The 12,562-nt window shown below is 49.3% G+C and carries 8 protein-coding genes; 5 read left to right on the plus strand and 3 right to left on the minus strand.

The window, feature by feature from the left end:
- Nucleotides 1-15: 15 nt before the first annotated feature.
- On the plus strand, nucleotides 16-1,890 hold the full coding sequence (locus HPY27_RS25700) for a VWA domain-containing protein (protein ID WP_174226308.1): 1,875 nt from the start codon (nucleotides 16-18) through the stop codon (nucleotides 1,888-1,890).
- Complete coding sequence (locus HPY27_RS25705; RefSeq protein WP_174226309.1) at nucleotides 1,880-4,723, plus strand: VWA domain-containing protein; 2,844 nt, start codon at nucleotides 1,880-1,882, stop codon at nucleotides 4,721-4,723. The genes HPY27_RS25700 and HPY27_RS25705 overlap by 11 nt, the downstream gene beginning before the upstream one ends.
- Before the next feature lie 57 nt (nucleotides 4,724-4,780).
- Here the strand turns inward: HPY27_RS25705 and HPY27_RS25710 are convergent, their stop codons facing one another.
- Nucleotides 4,781-6,910: a multicopper oxidase family protein gene (locus HPY27_RS25710; RefSeq protein ID WP_174226310.1), complete on the minus strand. Its 2,130-nt coding sequence runs from the start codon at nucleotides 6,908-6,910 to the stop codon at nucleotides 4,781-4,783.
- Between the two features lie 292 nt (nucleotides 6,911-7,202).
- On the opposite strand from HPY27_RS25710, the gene HPY27_RS25715 reads away from it, so the two are divergent.
- Together HPY27_RS25715 and HPY27_RS25720 are read left to right on the plus strand one after the other, a co-directional pair.
- Entirely contained in the window at nucleotides 7,203-7,967 is a 765-nt protein-coding gene (locus HPY27_RS25715) for a class I SAM-dependent methyltransferase (protein WP_017251596.1), read from the plus strand.
- A 210-nt stretch (nucleotides 7,968-8,177) separates the two neighbouring features.
- Nucleotides 8,178-9,902 (plus strand): methyl-accepting chemotaxis protein, encoded by a 1,725-nt coding sequence (locus HPY27_RS25720; protein ID WP_017251594.1) that lies wholly within the window; start codon nucleotides 8,178-8,180, stop codon nucleotides 9,900-9,902.
- Nucleotides 9,903-10,016: 114 nt separating this feature from the next.
- Here HPY27_RS25720 and HPY27_RS25725 read toward each other — a convergent pair whose 3' ends face one another.
- On the minus strand, nucleotides 10,017-11,156 hold the full coding sequence (locus tag HPY27_RS25725; protein ID WP_174226311.1) for an ABC transporter permease: 1,140 nt from the start codon (nucleotides 11,154-11,156) through the stop codon (nucleotides 10,017-10,019).
- Nucleotides 11,153-11,896 (minus strand): ABC transporter ATP-binding protein, encoded by a 744-nt coding sequence (locus tag HPY27_RS25730; protein ID WP_017251592.1) that lies wholly within the window; start codon nucleotides 11,894-11,896, stop codon nucleotides 11,153-11,155. Before HPY27_RS25730 ends, HPY27_RS25725 begins: the two co-directional genes overlap by 4 nt.
- Nucleotides 11,897-12,114: 218 nt before the next feature.
- On the opposite strand from HPY27_RS25730, the gene HPY27_RS25735 reads away from it, so the two are divergent.
- The gene (locus tag HPY27_RS25735) at nucleotides 12,115-12,534 is read left to right on the plus strand and encodes a hypothetical protein (RefSeq protein WP_017251591.1); all 420 of its coding nucleotides are present in this window, start codon (nucleotides 12,115-12,117) and stop codon (nucleotides 12,532-12,534) included.
- The last annotated feature ends 28 nt before the right edge of the window (nucleotides 12,535-12,562 follow it).

Raw genomic sequence — 12,562 nt, forward strand, 5'->3', positions numbered from 1 at the left:
GAGGAGAGAGACTACATGCAGTGGATGGGTTTGGGCAACTTGTGGTTTGCGCTGATTATCCCGGCCATCATCGTCCTCTACCTGCTCAAGCGAAAAGTAGAGGATCGTGTCATACCAAGTACACTCCTGTGGCAGCGCACGATGCAAAACTGGGAAGCGGTGAAACCGTGGGAAAGGCTGCGGCGTAACCTGTTGTTGCTGCTGCAACTGCTCGTTGCCTGCATGCTCGTGCTGGCTTTGATACGACCGGCCGTTCCCACTGAGGGAATCACATCCGACCATACGATTTTGGTCGTGGATACATCAGGGAGCATGATGACGAAGGAAGGGAACGAGACGCGGCTAGAACGAGCCGTTTCACAGGCAAAAGCACTCGTAGAGAAGCTGGGAAGTAGCCAGACAATGACCCTCATCGAGGCAGGGCGTGAGCCGAATGTTTTGGTTTCCAAAAGTGCAGACAAAGAGCCGCTCTTGCAAGCTATCGAAAAGCTTGCGCCTTTTTCCGGGACATCCGATCAAATCGCTGCGTTGTCATTAGCGGGAGCTATTGCAGAGAATGAACCAGGTAGTGGAGTGGTTTGGATGGGGGACGGAAGCGGGGAACGCAAGCTGGATGGAGGCCCAGTTCCTGCTTTTTCCGGGAGCTTTCAGTTTATGCAGATGGGAAGCACCCGCGAGAATACCGCAATCGGTGTTTTTGTGACCCAGCCGACGGAAAAAGGGGTAGAGGGACTGCTGCGGGTGGACAATCACGGCAGTATGCCTGCGAAAGGAAAAGTCACTATTTTTGATGAGCAAGACAAGTTGCTGGATACCGATTCTTTTGCGATTGGGGCAGGTAGCTCCCAGACATTTTCGTTTCAGAAGCTAGCGGTGTCTAGCGTCTATCGTGCAGTCATCGAACCGGAGCAGGACGGACTTTCCCAGGATAATGTCATGTGGAGCGTGCCATTCGCTGCCGGGAGGGGAAAGGCAGCGTTGTATTCGCCAGAGGGGAACCGCTTCCTCCATCAAGTATTGCAGACAGTCGGAAGTCTTGAGGTGGAAACGATTCAGCAGGCACCGGTTACAGCGGCGGCTGCGCGTGACTTGTGGGTTTTTGACGGAGTCGTGCCAGAACAGTTGCCAAAAGGAAACATTTTGTTGATTGCTCCGAACAAGAAAACAGAGTGGTTACCGCTTGCTGGGGAAAAAGAACTGGATCAACAGCCAAGGCCAGTTTCCCCGGATGACCCTCTGCTCAAGCACGTAGATTGGCGGGATGTGCACGTCGCCAAAGGATACGTATTGGACGAGATGCCTGGTATGAAGCCATTGGTACGCGCAGGCGATGTCGATCTGGTCAGAGCTGGGATCATAGACGGTCGTCGAATGGTCATCATCGGATTTGATTTGCATGCATCGGACTTTCCACTGCGTCCTGCTTTTCCGATTTTCATGCAAAATATCGTCAATTGGCTGTCACCTGGTCAAACAGCCCCGATCCCCACGGCACATCCGGGAGAGGTCTTGACCATCCCACTCTCACCGGGAGCGACAACACGTACCTTGACGTATCCGAATGGACACCAGCAGTCTCTTACGGAGGACGCCACGTCGAAAACGATGCAACTACCGGAGCTGACCGGACTATATCGTCTTGACGAAGGGGTAGATACCGGGACCAAAAGTACGTATTTTACTGTCCAAATGAATGAGGAAGAATCGAATATTACACCAAAGTCTGTGAGCGTTGCCCGGAAGAATGCCGAAGAACAAAAGGAGAGTGAGGAAGCAACAGCGACTGACACAACAGGAGCACTGGGAACGAAGGAGTTGACCTATTGGTTGGCGGCGTTTGCTCTCTTGGTGTTATTGGTGGAATGGAGGGTGTATCAGCGTGGGTATTAACTTTATACAGCCGCTATTCCTGTTGTTATTGCTTCCCGTTGCGTACGTCATCATCAGCTGGTGGCGACATCAAAAGCAAATGCCAATCGCCAGAAAGGCGACAATTGCAACTATTCGCTCGCTCTTGTTCCTCCTTCTGGTGTTGGCGTTGGCAGGGACACAGCTATTGACACCTGTTCAGGCGAAAACGATTGTGTTTGTTGTAGATCGATCCGCTTCTATGAAGGACGATCCGCGGGTTCTCTCCTTTCTGCGCGAGGCGATCGGGCAAAAGCAAGTAGCAGATAAGTATGCTGTCATTGCAGTAGGTGCAGAGGCAGCGGTTGATCAACCGTTGACGATACGCCAAGAGGTACAGCCCTTGGGCGTGGATGTCAACCGGAATGCAACCAATTTGGCAGAAGGAATCCGATTGGCGTCTGCCATGATCCCTACCAATGCCAGAGGAAAAGTCGTCTTGCTGACAGATGGTCAGGAAACAAACGGAGATGCGGCACGGCAGACAAGACTGGCGAGGGAGCGAGGAATCGCTGTAGAGGCTGTTTCCTTACAGCAGCCACACGGGGATGAGGTCGTTCTTTCATCTGTACAGGTACCGCAAAGACTGTATGCGGGAGAGGAATACGGCATCACCGTTGATGTGGAGAGTACAATAGCAACCGAGGCAACCCTACGCCTGTATGAAGGCAATCGCGAGGCGGGCCAGCAAACGGTACAGATCGGCAAGGGCAACAACCGCTTCGTTTTTTCGCAAAAAGCGATGCAGCAGGGCTTCCATCGCTATCGCGTGGAAATCGAGCCGCGACAAGATACCGTAGCGGCGAACAATCAGGCTACTGCCTATACACAGGTAGCCGGGGCACCAGTCGTGCTCGTAGCCGAAGGGCATCCAGGTGCCGCCAGCAACCTCATTCAAGCGCTGGAAGCGGGCAATATCAAGGTGGAGCTGCGCGATCTTGCACTGCTGCCAAAGGAGCTTGAGGGCTACAAACAATTTGCCTCCATCGTACTGGCAGATGTGCCTGCTACCAGCATGACTGATGCGGATATGGAACGGATGCGGACCGCTGTACGTGATTTGGGCATTGGTTTGATCATGACAGGGGGTAAAGATAGCTTCGGCATGGGTGGCTGGTTCCAGACACCAATCGAAGAGGCATTGCCCGTTCATATGGATTTAAAAGGGAAGGAACAGCTCCCTTCGCTCGGGCTCCAACTGGTTATCGACAAATCGGGCAGTATGAGTGCCGATGCCAGAGGTGCGGATAAGATGGCGCTGGCTAGAGAAGCCGCAATTCGAGCGACAACCATGATGAATGCACAGGACTACATCGGGGTGATCGCATTTGACGATGCGCCATGGGATGTCGTAGCGCCACAATCTGTCACGAAGCTGGATGAAATCCAACAGCAGATCAGCAGAATCCAAGCGGATGGCGGGACCGATATTTTCCCTGCCTTACAGCTGGGCTACGAACGCGTAAAGGCGATGAACACCCAGCGCAAGCATGTTATTTTGCTCACAGATGGGCAGTCTGCAATCGGCGATGATTACGAGGGCCTGCTAAAACAAATGACGGCTGAAAATATTACCGTTTCAACTGTGGCGCTGGGTGATGATTCGGATAGGTCGCTGCTGGAGATGATTGCCGAGTTAGGAAAGGGCAGATATTACTTTGCCAACGATGCCGAATCTATCCCGAAAATCTTCAGTAAGGAAACAGCGTTAGCCAGTCGCACGTTTATTGTAGAGAAGCCCCAAGTACCAGGCTATACAGGGATGGGAGCATGGCCTACGCTGAAGCAGACATTGCCTCCAGTGCGAGCGTATATAGCAACAACACCGAAGCAAACAGCTGAATCATCCTTGATGAGTGCTGACGATGATCCGATTCTCACCCGCTGGCAGTACGGCCTGGGGCGTTCTGTCGCCTGGACGAGTGATCTGGAAGGGAAGTGGTCACCGGACTGGGTGGCTTGGGGAGGAAACAGCCGTCTGTGGAACGAAATCGTGGCATGGACTTTCCCACAAATTACAGAAGGCACTTGGAAGACGACCACGAGCGTGAACGGCGCAAAAGGCAATGTGAGGGTTACGATGCCAGCTGGTGGAAGCATGCCTCAAGAGATGGAGGCAGTGGTTCTCAATCAAGAGATGAAGCGAGAGGTCATCAAGCTTAAGCCGGTTGCGCCAGGCGTCATGGAGGGTGAATTCGAGACTGCTGATCCGGGCACTTACATGATTCAGATCTCACAAAAAAATCAAGGACGAGTCATGGCGAGCCAAACGACTGGATTGACCGTTTCCTATTCACCCGAATACGGAATACATGCCGATGGAGAGAAAGAACTTCAAGAGTGGCTAAGTGCCGGTGGCGGGAATCAGATCACCAAACCGGAAGAAGCTTTTGGCGGCACGCTTCCTGATAAATGGGACACACAGTCAATCAGTGAGTGGTTGCTGATGTTGGCGGCTTTGCTGCTGCCAATCGATATCGCCGTTCGCCGTCTGCAGTTGCCGGATCAATGGTGGGCAAGGCTATCTAGTCTATGGAGATTGCGCAAGTCCACGTCTGCCGATTCTGAACAACAGGCAGTATTGTCTCGCCTCGGCGAGAAGCGCTCTGCGACAAGACGGACACGTGAAGAGCGGATAGATGACCAGAAAGTCGTATCTGCTCCTCTTATTCATCCGGTAGGGACGGCTGGAAATCGGGTGAAGCCAGCAGCAATCAAGAACGAGCAGGCAAAAGAGAAGCAGGAGAAGCAAACACAGCCTGACGAAACGCTAAACAGACTATTGGCGGCCAAGAACCGGAAAAAGTCTCAGTAACAGACAAAAAAGAAAGCAGCAACCTGGCGAAAATCGCTACGGACTGCTGTTTTCTTTTTAGAGATGCTCTTCATACACGAGCGGGATTGCTATACCAAAAGCAGTGTCACCTGTAGGCAGGCTCTCTTCCATTGATGCATCAGGATTATTCGCGCGGAAAGCAACTTCATAGGTTTCACCTGGCGCTACCTGGAGAGTGTCCGTCCACCATGGACTTCCTGTCACCTTTTTGCCGTCTCGACTCAAGATGAGCATGTGATGACCATGCAGATACATCGATTGATCCTGGAAGCTGCGGTTGACGAAAGTCAGCTTTATGAGATCCCCTTCTTCCATCATCATTCGCGTCTCAGGAAGCAAGTCGCCATTTACCGTCGACAAACGCTCGAATTGACCGTCAAAAAATCCGTACTGACCATCAATGAGCAGTTGATATTCCCGATCAAAATGGGAAGAGAGATCAAAAGGAAGCGCAATCGGACTGCCGTAACGTGCAGGGTCAAAGACAGAAAGCTCTGCATCTAAGAAGGGCACAGCATCTTCGGACCCGTCTGGACGTAAGAGTAGCCCTTTGTCATGCTGGCTTGCAGCTGGAGCAAATAGCACGGGACGATTAGGCATCGTAAACTGAATGTCGTATCGCCCGCCTGCCCCCGGCTGCAAGGCTTGATTGGCAATCAAATTCGGTTCGTTTACCTCGGTTCCGTCAATCGCTACTACCTGAAAAGGAGTTCCTTGCAGCAAATAGGTGACAGGAGCATTTTCTGCGTTAATAAAGCGAAGGCGAACCGTTGTGCCAGGAGTAACTGTTTCGATTTTTCGTGTATGTGAGCCGTTTAACATCGCGCCTGCCTTTTCGTCCTTGTGATGAATCATGGCGATGTCGCGGATGGGTGCGCCTGTAGTGGTAGCCTCGGCTGGCTCGATCACAAGGGCGCCGAACAGTCCGTTCACTACTTGCTCAGGAATTTGCTGATGAGAATGATACCAATACGTTCCTGTTTGTTCTGCACGAAAACGATAAACAGATTTTTCTCCTTTTGCAATGCGATCATAGCTAGCGGGAGTCTGCATGCCATGCCAGTGGATGTCTATCCCTTCGGAAATATCCTTGTTCAAAAGGATGATTTCGACGAGCTCCCCTTGCTTCATACGCAGCTCAGGCCCGGGATATTGTCCATTCAGGGTCCATGCTTCTACGGTTTTTCCTGATGCTTGAAGGATGGGTGTTTTCTGTGCGTTCAGCGAAAACGTTCGATCCGGGGTTTCTTGTTTTGGTTCTGTTGGCCCATCGACACTTCCAAGTTTCCCTGTGGAAGGCATCGAATGGGCACTCGCCTTTACAGGGAAAACGAAATCGGGGAAAGCGTGATCGTCCTGATTCTGACCTCCCGAAGGTGAATGATCGGGAAGGCGACTCGCTATCATCGCTTGATTTCCCCAGATCGTCGCAAGTAAAGCAGTCATCAGAAGAAACGTGGCAAAACGGATAAAGCGATGTAGGCGACGTGGTTTTACCCAAATTTCCGCAGTGGAATGGTATTGATGCTGCCACGATTGCTGAATCCAGAGCAGGGAGACCCCGGCTAATAATACGCCCCAAGCGAGAAACAAAATGGACGGTTCCAGTGTAACAGCCGGAAAAAAGACTTGAAGAAAGAGTGCGATCAGACAACTCAAGACGCTAGCTTGTAGCGGAACGAGCAATTCGGGGCAAGATGCGTCTCCTCGCCACTCTGCATCTAATGCGTCGTTTAGATCTGGCGAGTTTGCTTTTGCAGACCTAGCATTTTTCTCTTGTAACAAAATGCGGGTATAATCCGTATCTACTTGTGACTGCCTTGACTCTCTGCCGCCTTTCCCGGTCAACTCCCACAATCGTGGAAAAGTAGAGAGAAGGCAAAAGAGCAATGGAACAAAAATAAAAGGTAAAAAGCCAAGCAACGTATCCTTTATGTAAAGCCAGCCAAAGGATTCGAACAGAACCCACGTCATCACCAAATGCCCCGCAAATACAAAAAGGGCCGACCATGAAAAACATAAAGTGATGCGAGCACTGCTTATGAAAGCCCGTTTCGTCGGACGGAAAACGAGCTGGTTTGCCATGATTGTTGGGACCAGCATGACGATGAGAAGGACCAGAAACAATCCTTGATGAATCCCGGCAAGCACTTCAAAATCAGCCATGATCAGTTCCTCCTATTTACTAGTTCGATACTAATGATATAGAGAAACGGCTGAAGACCAAACGTACCGAGGCAGTATTTTCACTCCGCCTTAAGTCGGAGAAGTGCGCTTGATCTACATACAGGATATACATTACAATTTTAGTAATCTTTCTCGGATTATCAGAATATTGGGAAGGGGGCTTTTTCTCATGTCCTTTGATTTTGTACAAACGTAACAACGCGCTCGAGCTCCTCCTGCCTCGTCTGGTTTGGAAATGAACAGACTGGTATAAATGAGAGGAGAAGCAGAAATGGAAAATAAGGATTGGATCAAAAGCTTTCAAGAGGAAGTGGAGGCACCATTCGCTGGGTGGGATTTTGCCAGATTGACTGCGACAGGCAGGATGCAGGATGCACCACTTGGCTGGAACTACGTAAATATCGTGAAAAAGAACATGCTTGGGATTCGCTCTATGCTGGAAATGGGAACAGGCGGTGGAGAACTGTTTTCTACGCTTGCGCCGTTCCCTGTGGAGACGTATGCGACAGAAGGCTATGAGCCGAATGTAGCGGTGGCAAAAGCCAATCTGGAGCCCTTGGGTGTTCGTGTGTTTCCGGTAGACGGGGAAGAAATATTGCCTTTTGAGGATCAGTCACTCGACTTGATTATCAATCGACATGAAGCTTATTTGCCGTCTGAAATGAAGCGCCTGTTGAAGCCAGGGGGCACATTTGTCACTCAGCAAGTAGGCGGTCAAGACAATCTCGACCTGAATCGATTGCTGGGCGCTCCAATTCCGCCTGATTACTTGCACTGGAATCTTGCCTATGCAGTGAACGAGCTGGAGGAAGTCGGTCTTACGATTGTGGAGCAAAGAGAGGAAATGAGCCTTTCACGTTTTTACGATATCGGTGCCATTGTTTACTACTTGAAGGCGATCGAATGGCAGATTCGCGACTTTACTGTAGAAAAGTACGCGGATGCCTTGCTCGATCTGCACCAAAAAATCGAAGCGGTTGGGTATATCGATATTCCTACCCATCGATTTTTCCTGATTGCCCAACAAAAGTCCTAATTAAATCACTACCGATTGTCGATAAGACTGGTAGGGAGTGTTTAGGAAAAGCACCCTTTTTGGGTGTTTTTTTTATCGAGTATCACCGTGTGAGAACAACAATGCTGATCCTTTTACGAAAAGGCAAAACCTCCCGCAACAATGCATCTGCTCCCAGGTGGGTAGTCCGCAATACACATATCGTAACCGGCGAAGGAGAAGTGAAACAGGATGAGTAAGAGCTTGGCAACACGGGTCGTTGCTCTTGTAGCGGTGATCATTGCCGTCATGATGGCAATCAATATTATTATGATTTACGAAAATAGCGTAACTACTGTTGAAAAGACACTCTCGCGCTCAAGCATCAACACAGCCTTGCATATCTCCCAAGGGCTTGACTCAGAGAAGATAGCGAAATTTATATCTCAGCCACAAGAATCTGACGACTACTGGTCTATCCGAAATTTGTTGCTTGATTACACCGAAAAAACAGGTGCCCTTTATGTTTATATTCTTCATGCAGACGGTGAAAAGGTAAGGATTATGGTGGATGGAACGGCGAAAGGAGCAAAGGGAGCATCTGCAATCGGTCAAGAGACAACCTCTACTGGCATAGCTGACATTGCTCCTGCCCTGGAAGGCGGATCGAACAGTACGCCAATCGTCAAAGACCCTGTGTTCGGGGACTACCTGAGTGCATTCGCACCGATTGAAGATCCATCTGGTCAAGTAATTGCGGTGCTAGGTGTAGATACTGCGGCAGACAAAGTGGAACTGATTAATGATCAGGTTTTGGATGAGACCATGCCACGCATCATTCTCTCTATGATTGTCGTAACGATTATTGCTTTGGTTGCTGTATTCTTTTTGATCAAGAAGATGCTGCGTCCACTGCAAGTTGTACAAGAGGCGTCTATGCGTATTGCTTCTGGTGATCTCACGTCTACAGAGATTTCTGTTTCCAACAAAAAAGACGAGATTGGCCGAATTGTCGTTGCTTTTGGTGAGATGACGACACAGCTGCGTCAAATCATTGGCGGTGTAAAAGAGACAACCGAGCATATCGACAGCATGGCGAATTCCATTCGGGAAGGTGCCAACTCTGTCCGCGAGCAAAACAAAAATATCGTGGTTACCAGCCAAGAGATTGCGCAGGGGAATGAGCAGACAGCAACTGCGATGGAGATGACGGTGCAAACGGTTCAAGAATTCTTGAGCGAGCTGTCTGAATTGAATACGGCGATGGACGAGATGGATGCAGTATCCAATCGCGTGTCCGATATCGGAGAGAGCAGCTACAAAGTATTGCAAGAGTTTTTGGCAGATGGAACAGAGACGAACAAACAATTTCATGAAGTGCAAAATACAATGGCGATTCTTGAAGAAAAATCGAGCCGAATTAACGACGTGATTGAAACGATTCAGCAAATCGCCGGACAGACCAATCTGTTGGCGTTGAATGCAGCCATCGAGAGTGCGCGTGCTGGCGAAGCGGGCAGAGGCTTCGCAGTGGTAGCGGGAGAAGTTCGCAAGCTGGCTGAACAGACAGGTGCGGCAACCCACGTCATTCAGGAGAGCATCAAAGACATTCAAGATCAGGTAAGACAAGCTACGGAAAAGACAAATGCGACGCTGGATCGCTACAACGCGGGTACAGAGCGTTTGGATTCCGTTACACAAGGCATTACGGCTCTGTCTGACATGACGCATACCTTGAAGACGTCGCTTGCGAATGTCATGGCGAGCGTAGAGACGATGAAGCAAGGTCAGAACAAGGTGAATGAATCCGTGTTGACGGTTACTGCCATCTCGGAACAAACAGCAGCAGCTACTGAAGAAGTATCTGCTACGATGCATGAGGTCAGTGGAAACGTTGATCAGTTCGTGTCTGAAACGGAGCAGGTGACAGATAGCATTCAGGAGCTGCGCAGCAAGGTGGATACGTTCCGACTCTAAACAAATCACTTTATCAATAAATAAAAAAGCAGCGCTTCTACTGATGAAGAGCTGCTTTTTTTTTTTGGCTGTAGTGGAGGGAAGAAGCGGCATTTGATAAAAAGCATTCTTTAACTACAATAACCCAATGAGCACAAGAACTACACCGTGAAAACCCAACAGAATCATGCGCAGCCAGCTAAATGACTGTTTCAACTGACTATCCCGAATCGGAAAAATCGCATAACCGTTTCGCTTTTGCTGGTGGCGCCAGAGGGTGCCGATCTGGCTGGCAGTCATGAAGAGAAAGAGCAGGCCGGCAATGATTTTTGCATATGGGCCTGGCAAAATCAGGACCAGGAAGGCGGATAGCAGGATGAGCCTGAAGTATATACCCGCAAAGTCACCAGATCGAATAAATTTTTTGGTAAACAAATGACGTCCTGCTGTTGATTGACGGTAAGGCAGCAGCTTCGTCAGGGCAATGAGCCACGAGCGTGACTTCACCTGGTGCTGCATGGCAGGGACATCCCGGAAGTTGTTCATGAACTGATAAAAGCGGTGACGCAAGCCGCTTTCGATAGCCAGCAGGCGATACCATTGTATGGAATGTTTTTTCTTATAGGTCAACATTCGCAAATGGAGCCAGATCAAGAGCGCAGCGCAGATCAGAACACCAAATGGGATCATACCTACTCGTAAGAATTGTCCTTCACTCAATACCCACGCGAGGAGGATATACGAAAAGACAAATCGAGCGAGCGTATAGAATCCGATCTTCTTCTGATCTGGCAAACGTAAGAACGTCCAACTGCTGTAAACATTCCACCCCTTCAAGAGCAGGGGAATGCACCAATAAACCCACAGCTGCACGCCTTGTGCACCTACGACCTCTGTATACATAGGCATGAGCAGGAGCAGGACGATAAACACCACGATGCTCTGAGTAGCAAAATTGTAGACGAGCGCCTTCCGGAAATAGCGATCCAGCCTTACTTCGTGCGGAGTCAAAAAAAGCAAATCCGCTTCCAATAAAAACGTGCGTAGGGGGCTTCTCACAACGACAAAAGCAATTACGAGAGCCATGGCATACGGCAAAGGGAACCAGGGTGGGATCATCGCGATGATGCTGCGGTAGTAGAAGGCGAGCAAGCCCATCAAAAAGATCGCGACGAACATCAGGCCGCCATTGGCCATGTACTGGGCATATCGAATGAATTCGACTGAAAAGGCATGGAACCGTTTGCGAAATAATTGATCTACGTCTATTTTCACTGGCCGTCATCCTCTACGATATGCAAGTATATGTCGTCCAAGGAGCTATCTGGGAGCCCTGTAATACCCCGAAGCTCCTCTAACGTTCCTTGGGCTCTAATCTCGCCTTTGTGCAAAATGATGAATCGGTCACAATGCTTTTCGGCGGTGGCCAAAATATGTGTGGACATCAGAATGCCAGCCCCTTGCTCCTTGCAACGGTTTAACCACGTGAGAAGAGAACGAATCCCCAGAGGGTCCAGACCCAGGATCGGTTCATCCACGATGTACAGAGGCGGTTGTACGAGCAGCGCCATCATGATCATGAGCTTTTGTCTCATGCCTTTGGAAAACTGCTGGGGAAATCGGTCTTTCATTTCTTCCATGCGGAATTCTTTTAAGAGAGGACGTGCCCGTTCATAAAAAACTTCCTGGTCCAGCCCATGGCTCATGGCCATTAACTCGATATGCTCCCACAGCGTAAGCTCTTCGTAATAAATGGGTGACTCGGGAATATACCCGTAAGACAAACGATAGTTTTCAGGGTCTGATTGAAAGGTCTTCCCCGCAATGCTGATTTCGCCTGCGTTTGGTTCCAAGAGTCCTAAAATATGCTTGATGGTCGTGCTTTTGCCTGCGCCATTCAGCCCGATTAGCGCTACAATTTCCTTTTCGCGTATGTGAAAGGAGACGTCTTTGATTACAGCGTGGTTGTAAGAGTACCCACCCGTTACCCCTTTTACCTCCAGCAAGGTTGTCATGGTATCCTCCTTTATGAATAAACGGTCATGTCCCCGTTTATTTGAGAGAAATGCTAGATAGTCTTCCATCTATTTTAGCTGAATTCAGGATTTGGAAATACATTTGTTTGCCGCCTTTTTTTACACGAGACTGAACAAAGAGGGATAACCGTACAAGCAATGCTTCTCTCCGCTACATAAACAAGTAGTATAAAGGACGGACGGGGGAGGTGGAATCTATGACAGCGGGACCATATGAAAATCAGAGAAATATAGATCAGCATATACAGCGCATCTATTTGAAATTAGACAAATTCGAAGAACGAATCGATCAGCTTGAGGGACAAATGATAGTAGTCACGAAGTGGTTAGAACGAATTGAACATCAATTGGGACGCATGGAGGATGTGCGTTATGATGTACTGCAAGTTTTGAACAAGTTGCAAACCGAGTTAGAAATGAAAGCAGAGAAGACGGAAAAAGACAAAGATATTATCCTGCAATTACTGGAGAACGATACTCGGGACAAGGAAGCACTCGCTCAGTTCATGGAAGTAGAAAAAGACAGGAAACAAGAACGCTTTTTACAGGTTTGGGCAGTTTTAGGTCCTGTCATCGCCTCCGTTCTCTCCTCTTTTTTTACCCGATTTTTTATGTAGCGCATAATATGTTTAGAATGTGGAAAAG

The organism is Brevibacillus sp. HB1.1, assembly GCF_013332445.1.
GTDB lineage: Bacteria > Bacillota > Bacilli > Brevibacillales > Brevibacillaceae > Brevibacillus > Brevibacillus porteri.